Source organism: Cobetia sp. QF-1, from assembly GCF_002213105.1.
In the GTDB taxonomy this organism is placed as follows: Bacteria; Pseudomonadota; Gammaproteobacteria; order Pseudomonadales; family Halomonadaceae; genus Cobetia; species Cobetia crustatorum.
Genome location: NZ_NBVS01000010.1, coordinates 109,484 through 127,226 on the forward strand (window position 1 = coordinate 109,484; position 17,743 = coordinate 127,226).

At 59.2% G+C, this 17,743-nt stretch carries 14 protein-coding genes and 1 tRNA gene; 8 read left to right on the forward strand and 7 right to left on the reverse strand.

Annotated elements, in window-relative coordinates; genetic code table 11:
• The first annotated feature begins 332 nt into the window (after positions 1–332).
• Positions 333–1,127, forward strand: a complete 795-nt coding sequence (locus CFN46_RS15440; protein WP_024952374.1) for an inositol monophosphatase family protein — start codon at positions 333–335, stop codon at positions 1,125–1,127.
• A gap of 180 nt (positions 1,128–1,307) precedes the next feature.
• On the opposite strand, the gene secF is transcribed toward CFN46_RS15440, so the two are convergent.
• The 5 genes from secF to queA form a co-directional block, all read right to left on the reverse strand.
• Entirely contained in the window at positions 1,308–2,213 is a 906-nt protein-coding gene (secF, locus tag CFN46_RS15445) for a protein translocase subunit SecF (RefSeq protein WP_024952373.1), read from the reverse strand.
• Positions 2,214–2,225: 12 nt separating this feature from the next.
• Positions 2,226–4,076, reverse strand: a complete 1,851-nt coding sequence (gene secD, locus CFN46_RS15450) for a protein translocase subunit SecD (RefSeq protein ID WP_088744052.1) — start codon at positions 4,074–4,076, stop codon at positions 2,226–2,228.
• Between the two features lie 72 nt (positions 4,077–4,148).
• Positions 4,149–4,484: a preprotein translocase subunit YajC gene (yajC, locus tag CFN46_RS15455; RefSeq protein ID WP_024952371.1), complete on the reverse strand. Its 336-nt coding sequence runs from the start codon at positions 4,482–4,484 to the stop codon at positions 4,149–4,151.
• A gap of 192 nt (positions 4,485–4,676) precedes the next feature.
• Positions 4,677–5,813 (reverse strand): tRNA guanosine(34) transglycosylase Tgt, encoded by a 1,137-nt coding sequence (gene tgt, locus CFN46_RS15460; RefSeq protein ID WP_024952370.1) that lies wholly within the window; start codon positions 5,811–5,813, stop codon positions 4,677–4,679.
• A 149-nt stretch (positions 5,814–5,962) separates the two neighbouring features.
• Positions 5,963–7,054, reverse strand: coding sequence for a tRNA preQ1(34) S-adenosylmethionine ribosyltransferase-isomerase QueA (gene queA / locus CFN46_RS15465; RefSeq protein WP_217897846.1), 1,092 nt, complete (start codon positions 7,052–7,054; stop codon positions 5,963–5,965).
• 294 nt (positions 7,055–7,348) lie between these two features.
• Here queA and CFN46_RS15470 point away from each other — a divergent pair.
• Positions 7,349–7,434: transfer RNA gene (locus CFN46_RS15470), tRNA-Leu, on the forward strand.
• A 313-nt stretch (positions 7,435–7,747) separates the two neighbouring features.
• On the forward strand, positions 7,748–8,359 hold the full coding sequence (locus CFN46_RS15475; RefSeq protein WP_024952358.1) for a LysE family translocator: 612 nt from the start codon (positions 7,748–7,750) through the stop codon (positions 8,357–8,359).
• Between the two features lie 181 nt (positions 8,360–8,540).
• Here the strand turns inward: CFN46_RS15475 and CFN46_RS15480 are convergent, their stop codons facing one another.
• Complete coding sequence (locus tag CFN46_RS15480; protein WP_084488084.1) at positions 8,541–9,068, reverse strand: copper chaperone PCu(A)C; 528 nt, start codon at positions 9,066–9,068, stop codon at positions 8,541–8,543.
• A complete protein-coding gene (locus tag CFN46_RS15485) occupies positions 9,065–10,756 on the reverse strand; it encodes an acyl-CoA dehydrogenase family protein (protein ID WP_254918518.1) in 1,692 nt (563 codons plus the stop codon). The genes CFN46_RS15480 and CFN46_RS15485 overlap by 4 nt, the downstream gene beginning before the upstream one ends.
• Before the next feature lie 102 nt (positions 10,757–10,858).
• Between CFN46_RS15485 and CFN46_RS15490 the strand changes: the two genes are divergently transcribed.
• The 5 genes from CFN46_RS15490 to CFN46_RS15510 all read left to right on the forward strand — a co-directional run.
• The gene (locus CFN46_RS15490; RefSeq protein ID WP_246116629.1) at positions 10,859–11,425 is read left to right on the forward strand and encodes an NUDIX hydrolase; all 567 of its coding nucleotides are present in this window, start codon (positions 10,859–10,861) and stop codon (positions 11,423–11,425) included.
• A 63-nt stretch (positions 11,426–11,488) separates the two neighbouring features.
• Entirely contained in the window at positions 11,489–12,418 is a 930-nt protein-coding gene (locus CFN46_RS15495) for a MoxR family ATPase (protein WP_088744054.1), read from the forward strand.
• Positions 12,419–12,474: 56 nt separating this feature from the next.
• Positions 12,475–13,413 (forward strand): DUF58 domain-containing protein, encoded by a 939-nt coding sequence (locus CFN46_RS15500; protein WP_176426501.1) that lies wholly within the window; start codon positions 12,475–12,477, stop codon positions 13,411–13,413.
• A 16-nt stretch (positions 13,414–13,429) separates the two neighbouring features.
• Positions 13,430–14,932 (forward strand): DUF3488 and transglutaminase-like domain-containing protein, encoded by a 1,503-nt coding sequence (locus tag CFN46_RS15505; RefSeq protein WP_088744058.1) that lies wholly within the window; start codon positions 13,430–13,432, stop codon positions 14,930–14,932.
• A partial coding sequence (locus tag CFN46_RS15510; protein WP_217897843.1) for a VCBS domain-containing protein occupies positions 14,832–17,743 on the forward strand: 2,912 nt, incomplete at its 3' end. The genes CFN46_RS15505 and CFN46_RS15510, both read left to right, overlap by 101 nt.

The window sequence follows — 17,743 nt, forward strand, 5'->3', positions numbered from 1 at the left end:
AGGCGTGAGCAGAGTGTGTTCGAGGACAGATGTCGCGAGAATTCATGCCTTGTCTTGGTCGCCATGCAACGCGACCAAGGTCGGGTGTGGCGATGGCAGCCATGTACACCTTCTGCTAGACTACGCCGTCCTGCTATACCGCACCATCCGATTGGCACTCGCTGTCGTCGCATGTTGCGCTATATAGCGCGTTGCGTAAATTGCACTACGCACCGCGCTTTGCAACGTGCTTACTCTTCCAGTTGCGCACGACTTGTGCTTCGCATTGCTTGTGTTCCGCATTGCGTCATGCACCGTTCTTTAACAGCTCCCGACTCGTCAAGGCTTTGATCATGCATCCGATGGTCCAATTTGCGCTACGTGCTGCACGCGGCGCCGCAGAGCAGTTCGTCCGTGCTCGTGAACGTATCGAAGTCGCTCGTAACGACAAAGATCTCGATACCTTCATCGAAGACACTGCACGTCGCGCTGAAGCGCACATCGTGCGCCAGCTGGAGCGCGGCTATCCGCAGCACGGTCTTTCTGGCCGTTATACCGACCATCGCGATGGTGAAGGCCAAGGCTCTGACTACCACTGGCGTGTTGAGCCGGTGCATGGTTATTCCAATCTGGCATCTGCCGCTTCAGGTTTCGCCCTGTCAGTGGTTTGCCTGTTCAAGGGGCGTGCCGAACACGCCGTGGTCATTGCGCCCTTTACTGACGAGGAATTCATCGTCAGCCGTGGTCGCGGTGCTCAGCACTCCGGTCACCGTATCCGTGTGACCAATGCCACGTCCATCGACGGCGCACGTCTGGCGATGGGCCTGCCGGAAGACTGGCAGCGCTCGCGCTACCTGACGACTTATCTCTCTATCATCCAGCAGGTTGGCCCGCAGCTGAACACGCTACGCACCAGTGGCTGTGCATTGCTCGACGTGCTCGAACTGGCGGCTGGTCGTGTTGATGCTGTCTACGTGCTGGGCCTGGAATCGGGTGATAGTGAGATCGCCAGTCTGTTCCTGAAGGAATGTGGTGCATTGGCCGGCAGTGCCGATGGCACGCCCGTGGTGGTTGTCGAAGGCGCATTGATGGCTGCTGGTGCTCGCCTGTACAAAGCGCTGGCACAGACCATGCAGCCGCACCTGTAAGGCTGGCTCGAAACTCTGACGAGTCCTCTGCATGTGCAATATGCATGTGAGGATGAATCAAGAGAACAAAAAAACCCACCTCATCGAGGTGGGTTTTTTTGTGTCTGGCATTTGCGCTACCGCCGCCAGAGATGCCTGGGACGATAGCGCAATGAAGTGCAGTGCAGCCGATTCAAGTGCTCAGGGCGCGCCGTCTTCAAACTGCTCCTTGGGTGGCGGAATCAGGTCCACACGCTTCAGGCCCACCACCAGTAGCAATGCTGCCGCCACATAGATGGAAGAGAAGGTGCCTGCGACAACGCCGATGATCAGCGCGATAGCGAAGTTGTGGATCATGTCACCGCCGAGGAAGAACAGTGCCAACAGCACCAGCAACGTGGTGCCGGAGGTGGAGAGCGTACGTGACAGCGTGGCATTGATCGCGTCGTTGAAGATCGCCGGCATATCGTCAGTCCGCGATTTACGAATGTTCTCGCGAATGCGGTCGTAGACGATGATGGTGTCGTTCAACGAGTAACCAATCACGGCCAGTACTGCAGCCAGTACGGTCAGGTCAAAGTCGAACCCGAACAGGGCAAAGATACCCAGGAGAATCACGACATCGTGACCCAGTGAGATCAGTGCGCCGAGTGCGAACTTGTACTGGAAGCGGAAGGCCACATAGACCATCACTACCGCCAGTGCGAGCAGCATGCCAAGGCCAGATTGGTCGCGTAGCTGATCGCCAACCTGTGCGCCGACGAACTCTGCACGTACCAGGCTGACCTGATCGCCGGTCCCTTGAAGCTGGGCGACGATATCGTTGCCGATGCCGGCTTCGAAGCTCTGTTGCAGGCGTACCAGAATCTCGTTGCTTGCCCCGAAGGTTTGCACCGAGACATCCTTGTAGCCAGCGGCATCCAGCGTCTGGCGGATGCTTTCAAGGGCCGGTGCAACCTGATATTTCACTTCTACCAAGGTGCCGCCGGTAAAGTCGAGACCCAGGTTCAGGCCGTGAATCACAAGGGCGCCAATGGCCACGATCGTCAACACGATGGAGACGATGAAGGCCGCGCGCCGCTTGCTCATGAAGTCAAACTGTCGCATCACGATGGCCCCTCAGATCCAGAGTTTCTTGAGTGTCTTGCCGCCAATGGCAAGATTGATGATGCCGCGCGACATCATGATCGCCGTGAACATCGACGTCAGAATGCCGATGGACAGCGTCACCGCGAAGCCTTTGACCGGCCCGCTACCGATGGAGAACAGGATCACCGCGACCAGCAGGGTGGTGATGTTCGCATCGACGATAGAGGTGAATGCACGCTCGAAGCCGGTATGGATAGCCTGATGGAGCGGCATCTTGGTGCGCATTTCCTCGCGGATACGTTCGAAGATCAACACATTCGCATCTACTGCCATACCGAGGGTCAGCACGATACCTGCGATACCCGGTAGGGTCAGCGTTGCACCCAGCATCGACATTGCGGCAATCAAGATCGCCAGGTTCGCGGTCAGTGCAACGTTGGCGACTATGCCGAAGGCCTTGTAACGCGCCAGCATGAACAGCACGACCAGCAGCAGGCCTAGCTCAACGGACAGAATGCCGCTTGCGATATTTTCCGCTCCCAGGCTTGGGCCGATCGTGCGTTCTTGCACAAAGTAAATCGGCGCAGCCAGCGAGCCGGAACGCAGCAGCAGCGATAGCTCCTTGGCTTCTGTTGGAGAGTCGAGGCCGGTGATGCGGAAGCGGTTACCCAATGCACTCTGTATCGTCGCCAGGCTGATCAGCCCTTTCTCGGTGTACGGAATGCGCTTTTCGACCTTTTCACCGTCTTCCATCGTCGTGCGGGTGCGTGTCTTGTGCTCAATGAACAGCACCGCCATGTTGCGACCGATCGCAGCGCGCGTCACGCGGTTCATGATCGAACCGCCGGTGCCATCCAGGTTGATGTTGACCTGCGGGCGGCCACTTTCATCAAAGCTGGTGCTGGCACTGGACACGCTGTCACCGCTGATGATCACGTCTTTCATGATGTTGGCGGTACGACCTGGCTGGCTGCGGAAGGCAAAGCTTTCCATTTCACTGGCCGGGGTGTCGTTGGTCGCCTCGAGCCGGAACTCGAGATTGGCTGTGGCGCCCAATACGCGCTTGGCAGCGGCAGTGTCCTGCACGCCTGGCAGCTCAACTACGATGCGGTTCGGCCCCTGGCGCTGAACCAGTGGCTCGGAGACGCCTAGCTCATTGACGCGGTTACGGATCGTGGTCAGGTTTTGATTGACCGCATAATCCTGAATCTGCTTGACGGCGGTCGCCGTCAGCTTGAGGTCGAGCACGGAGCCGCGTTCGACATCACGCTCATCAAACTCGAAATCCTGGAAGTCCCGTGAGATCAGTGAGCGGGACTTTGAGAGGTCGTCGCCATCGGAGAAGGTCAGGCTTAACGTACCGTCGTTGACTTCGCTGCCGCGGTAGCGGATACGCTCCTCGCGTAGCATTTCCTTGATCGCGCTGGCGTTGACTTCCAGGCGTTGCTTGACGGCGGCGTCCATGTCGACTTCCAGCTGGAAGTGGACCCCTCCTCGCAGATCAAGACCCAGCTTCATCGGTGAAGCGCCAAGGCTTGAGAGCCATGCGGGCGTTGCATCGGCCAGGTTCAACGCGACGATGATGTTGTCGCCGAGCGTATCACTGACGAGCTCTTTGGCACGCAGTTGCTGGTCGTTGCTGGTGAGGCGAATCAGGCCGGTGGAGCCGTTGAGTTCTTGGGACTTGGGCGTAATGCCTGCGTTTTCCAGTGCGCTGATGGCACGATCGAGATCTTGCTGGTCGACGGCCTCGGCGCCGCTGGCGGCACTGATCTGCACGGCCGGGTCTTCGGGGTAAAGGTTCGGCAATGCGTAGATCACGCCGACGGCAAGTACCAGGCAGATGACCAGGTACTTCCAAAGCGGATAGCGGTTGAGCATGGCAGCCCTGTCCTTGGTGGAGCGGGAGAGAAAAAGCATGCTGCCGGCACAGGGGCCGGCAGCAGGAGGGGATCAGATGGACTTGATGGTGCCCTTCGGAAGTACTGCGGCCACGGCAGATTTCTGCACGTTGACTTCGTTGCCTTCGTTCAGCTCCATGGTGAGGAACTGTTCGTTGACCTTGGTGATGCGCCCGACCAGACCGCCGCCGATGACGATCTCGTCACCCTTGGCCAGGTTGCCGATCAGGTTCTTGTGTTCCTTGGCGCGCTTGGACTGCGGGCGCCACAGCAGGAAGTAGAAAATGACCACGAAACCGACCAGCATGACAATCTGACCGATAGCGCCGCCACCGGCAATGCCGGCCTCAGCTTCAGCGTGTGCGGCAGGAATGAGAAATTCCAGCATGTGTATCTCCAGAGGTTACGGGTGAACTGTTGTTGTGCGATGAGCCTGATTTTTAACTGACAGCTTTCAACTGACGGTTTCATGAACCGCCGACTCGTGCCCGTTCTTTCCTGATGCATGCAGTCTGACGAATGCAATGGGGAGCGCGAGACGAGTCCGAGCCGGATGGCGAACCCTCCGGCCGTAAACCGATCAGTCGGCCAGCGGCGGCACTGGCAGGCCGCGCGCGGCATAAAACTGTTCCACGAAGTCCTGCAATGTACCCGCTTCAATTGCACCGCGCAAACCAGCCATGACGGTCTGGTAGTAGCGCAGATTGTGGATAGTGTTGAGCATTGAGCCGAGCATTTCTCCACAACGATCAAGGTGATGCAGATAACCGCGTGAGAAATTGGTGCAGGTATAGCAATCACACTCTGGGTCCAGCGGTGACGTATCACGCTTGTGGACGGCGTTGCGAATCTTGACTGTGCCGGTCGGTGTAAACAGGTGGCCGTTGCGCGCGTTGCGGGTCGGCATCACGCAGTCGAACATGTCGACGCCACGACGCACGCCTTCAACGAGATCTTCCGGCTTGCCGACGCCCATCAGGTAACGTGGCTTGTCTTCCGGCATCCACTCGGGCAGGTAATCGAGAGCCTTGATCATCTCTTCTTTTGGCTCGCCCACTGACAGACCGCCGATGGCGTAGCCGTCGAAGTCGATCTTCTTCAGGCCTTCCAGTGACTGCTCACGCAGGTCCGGATACATACCGCCCTGAATGATGCCGAATAGGGCTGACGGTGAATCGCCGTGTGCATCGTAGGAGCGCTGAGCCCAGCGCAGCGACATCTCCATCGACTTGCGAGCTTCGTCATGAGTCGCCGGATAGGGCGTGCACTCATCGAAGATCATCACGATGTCGGAGCCGAGCGAGCGTTGAACGGCCATGGACTCTTCCGGGCCCATGAAGACCTTGGAGCCATCGACCGGTGAACGGAAGTGCACGCCTTGCTCGGTGATCTTGCGCGTCTTGCCCAGCGAGAAGACCTGGAAACCGCCGGAATCGGTCAGAATCGGCTTGTCCCACTGCGCGAAGTCATGCAGGTCGCCATGGGCTTCGATGACTTCCGTGCCTGGGCGTAGCCACAGGTGGAAGGTGTTGCCGAGAATCATCTCGGCGCCGATTTCCTTGATGGACTCCGGCGTCATGCCCTTGACGGTGCCGTAGGTGCCAACCGGCATGAACGCCGGAGTCTCTACGGTGCCACGTGGGAAGGTCATGCGGCCGCGACGTGCACGGCCATCGGTGGCGAGCTTTTCGAAACTCATGAAGCATTCTTTACGCATGATTCTCTCTTCGCTTGGCGGCGAAACAGGCCGCAGCTGGTATGTCAGTAGGGTAGCGCACGTCGCGTTAACTGCTCATGACGTGGGGCTGGGCTGTTGTCGTGCCCCTGATCAATCGCAGGGAGTTGCTGGAATTCGTTTTGCCAGAATTAGACGCGTTCGAGCAGCATGGCATCGCCATAGCTGAAGAACTGATAGCGTTCTTCCACGGCAGCCTGGTAGGCGGCCATGGTGTTTTCGTAACCAGCGAAGGCCGAGACCAGCATCAGCAGCGTTGATTCGGGAAGGTGGAAGTTGGTGATCAGTCGATCGACTACCTGCCACTCATAACCCGGATAGATGAAGATGTCGGTGTCGCCGGAGTAGGGGGCCAGTGTTCCACCGTGCGCCTTTGCAGCGCTTTCCAGGCAGCGCACGCTAGTGGTTCCGATCGCCATGACACGGTGTCCGTTGGCGCGGGCTCTGGCAATCTTGTCGCAGGTGTCCTGGCCGACGTCGATCCATTCGCTGTGCATGTGGTGTTCGAGGATGCTGTCGACACGCACTGGCTGGAAGGTGCCGGCACCCACATGCAGCGTGACAAAGGTAGTCTCGATACCCTTGTTGGCCATCGCGGCCATCATTGGCTCGTCAAAATGCAGTCCAGCCGTCGGGGCTGCAACCGCCCCATCGCGCTTGGCATAGACTGTCTGATAGCGTTCGCGATCCGACAGCTCATCGTCACGGGTGATATAAGGCGGGAGTGGCATATGGCCATGCTGATTGAGTAGCTCGATCATCGGCGTTTCGCCGTGGAAACGCAGCTCGAACAATGCATCCTGACGACCTTCGACGACGGCGGTGATACCGCCTTCAAAGATGAGCTCGGTACCTGGTTTCGGAGACTTACTCGAGCGAATATGCGCCAGCCCACGCTGTGCATCCAGCGGACGTTCCAGCAGCATCTCGATCTTGCCGCCAGACGCCTTGTGGCCATGCAGACGTGCCGGAATGACGCGGGTGTCGTTGAATACCACGACATCGCCGGGTTCCAGCAGCTCTATCAACTCCGGGAAGCGACGGTGCGCGATATCACCGCTCTTGCCATCCAGATGCAACAGGCGACAGTTGCTACGTTGCTCGGACGGATAGCGGGCAATCAGCTCGTCTGGGAGACTGAAGTCGTAATCGCTACGCATGAGCGGACGAGCGATAGCTGGGGTGGCAACGCTCGAGGCATCACCAGAATCGATACGTGACATGGCCAACGTGAAGCTCTGATAGAACGACGCACACAAGGCGCATCGCTGCATGCGTACATGCAAATAAGGGAAGATAGTACTCCTGCTCCTGTGGAGCGATTCATGAGGCTCTTAACAGGGCAGGTGAAAAAAGGTCGCCCATGATAGCGAATGCCACGCCTGACGCGAAGCCCTGCTCGTGGACTTCATCATGTCGTCCAAAAAGGGGGCAATATGGCGATATCTTGCAGGCCGCTGATCTAGCACTAAAAATCATTGACCTTGGTGCAATATTCCGTATAATTTCGACCCGTTGCCGGTGTGGCGGAATTGGTAGACGCAGCGGATTCAAAATCCGCCGCTTAATAGGCGTGTCGGTTCGAGTCCGACCACCGGCACCATGTTAAAAATCAATGGCTCAACGTCTAACGTCAGTAGCCTGGTATTATCTCCCTCGTAGTAGCCCTTCTTGCTTGCCGGTGCTTTGTGTCACATCGCAGCAGTCAGCACTATCTTTCTGTATAGCATCTTGTTGCATCTCTTGGACTCTTGGTAGCTCCCTTACGCGCTTATTCAGTGCGTTTTGTCGTGTCCGCTATTTAGCCTTTAGCCGTGAGCATATTGTGCTAATACACGCTGATGGGCATCGTTGTGCCTCAATTTTGTTTTATCCACACCCTATTTGAATGATGAATGGATACTGCCATGCACTGGATGCCGCTGAATCTCTGGCTGTCACTTGTTGCTCTTTGCGCGATGGGCGCCATGTCGCCTGGGCCGAGTCTGGCGATGGTGTTGCGACATACCTTGGGGGGCGGGAGAAGCTCTGGGGTAGTGGCTGGAGTGAGCCATGCATTCGGGGTCGGTATCTATGCAGCTGCGACAGCGTGGGGTCTGGGGGCGCTGGTGGCGCATTATCCCGAAGCCTTTCGCGTAGTAATGCTGCTTGGGGCGGTGTATCTGGCGTGGCTAGGGTTCAAGGCGCTCCGATCAGGGAGCGGAGGCGCGTTGGAGGCGCAGAAAGCCAGTACTTCGCGCTCGATGGCGGCGCGTGATGGTTTGCTGGTGGCACTAGCCAATCCCAAGCTTATCCTGTTCTTTGTTGCGCTGCTCAGTCAGTTCATTACGCCGGATATGAGTGTGGCTGGTAAGTGGTTGGTGGTGCTTACGGCAATGGTGATCGATGGAGCCTGGTACGTGCTGGTGGCGTTGGTGTTATCTCATTCGCGGGTATTGCCATGGCTGCAGGCGCATTCGGTGTGGATCAATCGTCTGACTGGCGTGGTGTTGTTGGCATTGGCGTTACGTGTGGTGATGGGGGCTTGATGAGCGAGCGTCACAGAGAGATAGGCGTTATCAGCAAGCCCACTTGGCGTAATGCATGCAGTAATCGATAGCGCGATGAATATATTCAAGCCCCCTGGCATTCTGTGTCAGGGGGCTTTGCGTTGTGTGCTTGATAAATACGTGAGTGATGATCGAGGAGGGAGTTATCAGTCTGCGACACTTATTGAGCAGCAGTGGAGGCCATGACAGCGTCATAGTCTTTCACTGGTACCTCAATATGGATGTCAGGCCGTGCGAGAAATTGCAGGGTCAGCGGGATCTTGCTCCCCGCAGTGAGAGGTTGTGATAGACCAATCAGCATGAGGTGCGGGCCGCCCCCGGGTATCATCTTGAGAGGCATGTCTGCCTGGGCCGGGAGGCTATCGAGTTTCTTCATCTGCATGCGGTCATTGGTGAGTTGCATGTCGTGCATCTCGATGACTTGTGCCCACGGTGTGCTGGCCCCTATCAGGGTCGCTGTTCCCTTGGAGGGCATCAGTGTCAGGTAGAGAGCGCCAGTCATCGCACCTGGTGGTGTGGGGAGTGCGAAGGCATGCTCGACCTCAAGTGGAGCGGGAGTGCTGATAACAGTGTCACTGGCGTGAACGGCGAGCCATGGTGTCAATGGTGGAGTGCACGCCAGTAGTAGGCAGCAGGCTTGACGAGTAAAAAGTGATGTCACGCTGGAGGTCTTTCTCTTGGAAGTCATGGCAGTACTCGGCTCAGTATCTGGGCGGACGACATACCACGAGGGAGGCCGGATACGCCGCTGGCGCCAGGGATGCCGCCGCTGAGTCGTGTGGCGCAGAAGGCGTCTGCCACTGGCTGAGGGGCATGCTGTATGAGCAGTGCGGCTTGCCACAGGACGGCGAGGGACTGCACTAGCTGGCGTGCCTGCGCTTCTTCTGGCTCTTGAAGCAATCGACTGTGTTCAAAGGCAGCCAAGGCCGTGTCGTATTCATGGTGCTGGCCTCCCGCTGCGGATAGCTCGGCCATCAGAGATTCACCAGCCTGCGGGTAGCGCGCCAGCGTGCGCAGCACGTCAAGACACAACACGTTGCCCGAGCCTTCCCAGATGGCATTCACTGGCGCCTCACGATACAGACGTGCCATCAAGTGCTCTTCTATATAGCCATTGCCTCCTAGGCATTCCATCGCTTCTGCCAGCAGGCCGGGACTACGTCGATTGTGCCAGTATTTTGCGATCGCTGGTGCAAGGCGAGCTAGTGGTCGAGCTTCGTCGTCTGCTACGGCATCATCAAATTGGCGCGCAATTCGCAAGCATAGGGCGATGCCTGCTTCCACTTCCAGCGCGAGATCTGCCAGTACCTGCTGCATCAATGGCTGTCTGGCCAGTGGTTGCCCAAAGGCGTGACGCTGTTGGCAATGATGCAGAGCTTCGACAAGCGCCTGACGCATCAGTGCGACAGGTGCGGTGGCGGCATCGAGCCGCGTCTGGTGCACCATCTCGATGATGGTGGTGATGCCGCGTCCGGGCTCGCCCAATCGCTGCCCCTGTGCATCAATTAGCATGACCTCGCTGGACGCATTGGCGCGATTGCCACACTTGTCCTTGAGGCGTTGCAGTTGTAGACCGTTGTGGCTGCCATCTTCGCGGCGTCGCGGTATCACGAAGCAGGTCAGCCCTTCATCGAGCTGAGCCAGTGTCAGGAAGGCGTCTGACATTGGTGCACTCATGAACCACTTGTGGCCATTGAGGCGGTAGCCATCAGCTGTCGCGTCGGCTCGAGTAAGGTTGGTGCGCACATCACTGCCCCCCTGACGCTCTGTCATTGCCATGCCAAAGATGGCGCTGTGTTTGTCACGCGGAGAGCGTGATAAAGGGTCGTAGGCGCGGGCCCGCAGGCGTGGTTTCCAGAAAGTGGCCAACGCCTCATCCTGACGCAGTGCTGGCCAGACCGCATGAGTCATGGTGATGGGGCAGCAGAAGCCTGGCTCTGCCTGTGTCAGCAGATAGAGAGCTGCCACATGAGCCTGGTGCCCACCATGACCCTCTTCTTCCCAGGCGACACTGTGCCAACCACCTTCCAGTGCCAGTCGCATCAGCTGGTGGTATGCCGGATGATACTCGACCTCATCCAGGCGGCGTCCCTGAGGGTCATGGGTAAGCAGTTGCGGGGCGTGAAGATTGGCAGCAAATCCCAATGCGCGGGTGTCGGCAGAGCCAACGGCTGTACCAAGTTCGGCCAGGCGTGTCAGCACCAGCGGCGACAGGCCAGGAGCCTCGCGGCGCAAGGCCTCGCGTAACGGGCGATCATCGACGAAGGCTTGGCGGAGCGGTGGTTCGGCTTGGTTGAGTGCCTCATCACGGCATGTCATGTGTCGTGTGTAAGGTGGCAGATGTTCAGAGGGAGGCAACGGGCGTGGCTCAGGCATCATGGTTTCCTGTCACGAGGGGGATGTTTAAAGCGTAGGACACCCGTGGCGTGGCAGTGGAGTTGAAGGCAGTCGCGTTGCATTCTGCTACCGTGAGACGCATTGCTCGGTGCATTGCATCGATTTGACTCAAGGACAGGCAAGGAACAGGGAACGGTGATCCAGGACGAAATCATTCAGCTGGTTGATGCGAAAAACCGCCCATGTGGCACGGCGCCGCGTCGCTTTATGCGCCAATATCGCTACTGGCATCGTGCCACCTATGCGTTTGTTCTCAACAAGCATGGAGAACTGTGCATTCAGAAACGTACGCTGAGCAAAGAGGTATTTCCGGGCTATTTCGATTTGGCTAGTGGGGGAGTGGTGGGAGCTGGTGAAGCTGTACATATCGCAGCACAGCGTGAGCTTGAAGAAGAGATTGGCGTGCGTGGTGCGCCGCTCAGGCATTGCTTTGATTTCTGCTACACCGATGCCACCAATCATGTTTTTGGGAGTGCCTATCTCGTTCGCCATGACGGGCCGTTGACGCTTCAGGCCGAAGAGGTCGCTGATGCCTTTTGGGTGACGCCTGAAAAAGCGCTGGAATTGCACCCTTCAACGCCTGACAGCCGTATGGCTCTCGAGCGCCTGATTCGCGATGGCTTCCTTTCCATGGGAGCGGGTAAGTGAGTGAGTGGCATATCCGTGACTGCGCCAGCGCACTCTTTTTTATCTCAGTCCTGGAGTTCATGCATGAATGCCAAGGTATCGCTGCAACAACTTGAAGAGGTCGAGACTGCGCTATCGACCGTACTGGCAGGCAAGCCTCGCCAGATACGCCTCGCGTTGTGTTGTCTGCTGTGTCGCGGGCATGTATTGATTGAAGATCTTCCGGGTCTTGGCAAGACGACTCTGGCGCAAGGGTTGGCGCGCTTGATTGGCGCTGATATGCAGCGTGTCCAGTTCACCAGTGATTTGCTGCCAACGGATATCCTCGGTGTGTCGGTCTTTGATCCTCGCGAAAGCAGCTTCCGTTTTCATCCGGGTCCTGTCTTTCACTCGCTGGTATTGGCCGATGAGATCAATCGTGCCACCCCCAAGACCCAGAGCGCCTTGCTTGAGGCAATGGAAGAGCGCCAGGTCACCGTAGAGGGCGAAACGCGCCGCTTGCCCGATCCTTTCTTCGTGATTGCCACTCAGAACCCTCTTCAGCAGGCCGGCACCTTCCCGTTACCCGAATCACAGCTGGATCGCTTTTTGATGCGCATTTCACTGGGTTATCCGGAGCCTGCCGCCGAGCGTGAAGTTCTCAAGGGAAATGCCGGGCGTCAGCATATCGAGGCCCTGCGACCTTTATTGCCCGTGGCACTATTGAAGGAGTGGCAGGCGGCAGTCGAGCGTGTCCGTTTATCGGATCCGTTATTGGACTATCTACAGGCACTGGTGGCTGCAACGCGTAGCTCTCCCGAGGTGGCTTACGGACTGTCGACACGTGGCGTGCTGGCATTGGCCAGTGCGGCGCGTGGATGGGCGTTGCTGGCTGGTCGCGATTACGTGCTGCCAGAAGATGTACAGGCGGTATGGGCATCAGTGGTAGGTCATCGCCTCTGTGAGGGAAGTGTGTCGGAAGGTGATGCCGTGGCACGCCATCTCTTGGGGCAGGTGGCTGTGATTCCCGCATGAATAGGGTGCCAGGGGGTAGCAGTTGGGCGCGCTTGAAGGCGCGAATGACGCGGCGGATGTCCATTGGGGGAGGCGAAGCGCTTCATCATGCCAGGCTCATGATACTGCCGACGCCCTTTGGTCTGTTCTGGGCGGTGCTGGTGGTATTGCTACTGTTGCTGGGGATCAACTACGAGAATTCTCTGGCGCATGGGCTGGCATTTTGGCTGTTCTCGCTGGCATTGATTAGCATCTTTCGCAGTTGGCGGAATCTGGCTGGCGTTCGAGTCAAGTTGGCGGCCGACGGTGAGGCGTATGCAGGTGGAGAGCTAAGACTCGTGGTGCGCTTGAGTGGCCGGTTACGTGCGCATGCGATTGATGTGCGGCTGGGTGACAGCAAGCAGCGTCTCGAAATTCATGCCGGTGAGGGGAGTGCGCCGCTTGGTCTGTCTGTTGCCGTGCGTGGCCAGTTCACGTTACCGACACTGACGCTCGAATCCCGCTGGCCATTAGGGCTGGTGCGTCTGTGGGCTTGGGTTGCCATTGATATGCCGGTGCTCATTTATCCGCAACCTGAGTTGCCCTCTGCACCACAAGGCAGTCGCCGAACGCTTGAGCAAGTAGAACAGGGTGATTTCGCTGGATTGCGTCGTTATGTGCCGGGGGATGCGCCATCACATATAGCCTGGAAGCACTGGGGGAGAAGTGGCGAGTTGGTGACAAAGCGTTTCGAGACGCCAGCACGGCCTTCTTTGTGGCTTGACTACGAGGCGTGTCGAGGGGATATGGAACAACGCCTCGGCGAGTTGACGGCGCGTGTGCTGGCGGCTGAAGAGGCGCAGGCGACTTACGGCCTGCGTCTTCCGGGACAAACGCTGTCCATCGCCAGTGGTGGTGCGCATCGGCATCGTGTTCTAGAAGCGTTGGCATTGTTTGGCGGTGAGCGGGTGTTGCCTTGGTCAGCTCAGCAGCTCGCCGTAGCAGAGCGTGGCAGGTCTGGAAGGGGCGCGGCATGATGCAAGGTGGCGCTGCATGACAAACGACAATACAAACGGCACGAAGCACCACTGGTGGCAGCGTAAACCGCTGACACCGGATCAGGCGCTAGGCTGGCTCGAACTACGTCATCTGTTTATCGGTCAATGCCTGGTGCTATTGCTGCATCTACTGTGGATGCCGGTATGGCTAGGGTTGCCTGCCTTGCTGGCAGCACTATGGCGTTTTCAGCAGCTGCGCGCTCGTGTACCGCGCGCTGGCATTTTATTACGACTGGCGGCGATTTCCCTGGTGGCAGCAGGACTGTTTCTTGAGTACGGACAGATGCTGCAGCTGGAAGCGATGATTGGCCTGCTGGTCGGTATCTATCTACTCAAGTTATTGGAAACAGACAGTCTACGTGATGGCCGGGTGGTGTGTGGTCTCGGCTTCGTGGTGCTGGCGTCCGCTTTCTTGCACGACCAAGGCCCTCTGATGGCGGTAGCAGCAGTGCTGACGGTCAGTTGGCTCATCGGTGGTCTGGTATTGATCGCTGGCGCGCGTGCCCGTCGTGAGGCGCTGCGTGAAACGGCCTGGCTGATGGGCTTGTCCCTGCCATTGATGCTGGGACTATTCGTGTTGTTTCCGCGTCTGCCACCGTTGTGGAATGTCCCTCAGCTCAATGAAGCGACGACCGGGCTCACCGACAGTGTTTCTCCCGGGGATATTGCTGCGCTAGGACGCAGTGATGCACTAGCGTTCAGGGCGCGTTTTGACGGTGAGTTGCCTGCTACCTCTCAGCGTTACTGGCGCGTCTATACTCTGAGTCTGTTCGATGGCGTGCGTTGGTCACGCGCAACGACCGAGCATCTACAACGTGCATTGGGCGGGGCGTCATCGCGTTATGCGCTAAATAGTCGTCGTGTCAGCGGTGAGGCTGCCCGCCATCATTATGAATTATTGCTCGAGCCAGACCCGCGGCCTTGGCGTCCGAGCCTCGGTGCGCCACTAGCCAGTGATCGTGAGGCGCGCTATCTAGTCGATGGCACACTCGAAGGGCTGACGTCGCTCAATACACGTGAACTGTTACAGCTTGCGTCCTCTGGCGCGCCTCCTTCCACCGCTCCACAGTGGATGCAGCGTCTCAATATGCTGCTGCCAGATACAGGCAATCCTCGCGCGCATGAATTCGCCCGACAGCTGATGCAACAGGCGAGAGGAGATCCCCGGCAGTTTCTGCGACTGCTATTTCAACACTTCAATCGTAATCCTTTCCATTACACGCTAACGCCGCCACGTATCGAAGGGCAGAGTCGTGTTGATGACTTCCTGTTTGATAGCCAGAGTGGTTACTGCACGCACTATGCCTCCACCAGTGTTTTCCTGGCGCGATCTGCAGGGCTTCCTGCGCGTATGGTGGCTGGCTATCTAGGTGGGGAATCACAAGGGAGTGCGTTGGATGGCGAGCAAGAGCTCACCGGTCGCCAACGCCGACACCCGCAACCTCGGCGAAGACACCACCACGGCACTCGACGGCAACGTCATCGACGGCGCCAATGACACCGCTGACACCCTGGGTGCGGATGCCACCGGCGTGACCAGCGTCACGCCGGACGGCGGGAGTGCGTCCGCCGTCACCGCAGATGATTCGACGGTCGTCACCGGCAGCTACGGCACGCTGACGCTTGAAGCCGACGGCAGCTACAGCTATGTGCTCGACACCACCAATCCGGCCGTGCAGTCGCTGGACGACGGTGAGTCACTGGCTGACGAATTCAGCTACACGATCACCGACGCCGATGGCGACACCTCCAGCACCACGCTGACCATCACCGTCGACGGTGCCACCGATGGCGTGCCGACCATCACTGACATCAGTGCCACGGCCGACAACAGCGTCACCGAAGCCACCGGCGACACCGTCACCGGCAGCTTCACGGTCGCGGCCACCGCCGGGATTGCCGCTGTCACCATTGGTGGCATCGACATCAGCGACGCCAGCACCACGCCGGTCGAGATCACCACCGACGAAGGCACCCTGACCGTGACCGGCTACGACGCCGACAGCGGTGAGGTCACCTACAGCTACGTCGAAGATGGCGCGAGCGAAGATCACACCGACGGCGACATCACCGACAGCTTCAGCGTCGTGGTCACCGACATCACCGGGCAGAGCACCAGCGACAGCCTGGACATCGCGATCCTCGACACCGCCCCGGTCGCCAACGCCGACACGCGCAACCTCGGCGAAGACACCACCACGGCCCTCGACGGCAACGTCATCGACGGCGCCAACGATACCGCCGACACCCTGGGCGCGGATGCCACCACGGTCACTGCCGTCGATGGCAGCACCGTCACGGCAGATGCCGCCGCAGTCGTCACCGGCGACTACGGCACGCTGACGCTCAACAGTGATGGCAGCTACAGCTATGTGCTCGACACCACCAATCCGGCCGTGCAGTCGCTGGATGATGGCGAGAGCCTGGCTGACGAATTCAGCTACACGATCACCGACGCCGATGGCGACACCTCCAGCACCACGCTGACCATCACCGTCGACGGCTCCACCGATGGCGCACCGACCATCACTGACATCAGTGGTGACGCCGACAACAGCGTCACCGAAGCCACCGGCGACACCGTCACCGGCAGCTTCACGGTCGCGGCCACCGCCGGAATTGCCGCTGTCACCATTGGCGGCATCGACATCAGCGACGCCAGCACCACGCCGGTCGAGATCACCACCGACGAAGGCACCCTGACCGTGACCGGCTACGACGCCGGCACCGGTGAGGTCACTTATAGCTACGTCGAAGATGGCGCGAGCGAAGACCACACTGACGGCGACATCACCGACAGCTTCGCGGTCGTGGTCACCGACATCACCGGGCAGAGCAGCACTGACAGCCTGGACATCGCGATCCTCGATACCGCCCCGGTCGCCAACGCCGACACCCGCAACCTCGGCGAAGACACCACCACGGCGCTCGACGGCAACGTCATCGACGGCGCCAATGACACCGCTGACACCCTGGGCGCGGACGCCACCAGCGTGACCAGCGTCACGCCGGACGGCGGGAGTGCGTCCGCCGTCACCGCAGATGATTCGACGGTCGTCACCGGCAGCTACGGCACGCTGACGCTTGAAGCCGACGGCAGCTACAGCTATGTGCTCGACACCACCAATCCGGCCGTGCAGTCGCTGGATGATGGCGAGAGCCTGGCTGACGCATTCAGCTACACGATCACCGACGCCGATGGCGACACCTCCAGCACCACGCTGACCATCACCGTCGACGGCTCCACCGATGGCGCACCGACCATCACTGACATCAGTGCCACGGCCGACAACAGCGTCACCGAAGCCACCGGCGACACCGTCACCGGCAGCTTCACGGTCGCCGCGGAAGCGGGCATCGATACCGTCACCATCGGTGGCATCGACATCAGCGACGCCAGCACCACGCCGGTCGAGATCACCACCGACGAAGGCACCCTGACCGTGACCGGCTACGACGCGGGCACCGGTGAGGTCACTTATAGCTACGTCGAAGATGGCGCGAGCGAAGACCACACTGACGGCGACATCACCGACAGCTTCAGCGTCGTGGTCACCGACATCACCGGGCAGAGCACCAGCGACAGCCTGGACATCGCGATCCTCGATACCGCCCCGGTCGCCAACGCCGACACCCGCAACCTCGGCGAAGACACCACCACGGCACTCGACGGCAACGTCATCGACGGCGCCAATGACACCGCTGACACCCTGGGTGCGGACGCCACCACGGTCACTGCCGTCGATGGCAGCACCGTCACCGCAGATGCCGCCGCAGTCGTCACCGGCGACTACGGCACGCTGACGCTCGAAGCCGACGGCAGCTACAGCTATGTGCTCGACACCACCAATCCGGCCGTGCAGTCGCTGGACGACGGTGAGTCACTGGCTGACGAATTCAGCTACACGATCACCGACGCCGATGGCGACACCTCCAGCACCACGCTGACCATCACCGTCGACGGCTCCACCGATGGCGTGCCGACCATCACTGACATCAGTGGTGACGCCGACAACAGCGTCACCGAAGCCACCGGCGACACCGTCACCGGCAGCTTCACGGTCGCGGCCACCGCCGGAATTGCCGCTGTCACCATCGGCGGCATCGACATCAGCGACGCCAGCACCACGCCGGTCGAGATCACCACCGACGAAGGCACCCTGACCGTGACCGGCTACGACGCCGGCACCGGTGAGGTCACCTATAGCTACGTCGAAGATGGCGCGAGCGAAGACCACACTGACGGCGACATCACCGACAGCTTCAGCGTCGTGGTCACCGACATCACCGGGCAGAGCACCAGCGACAG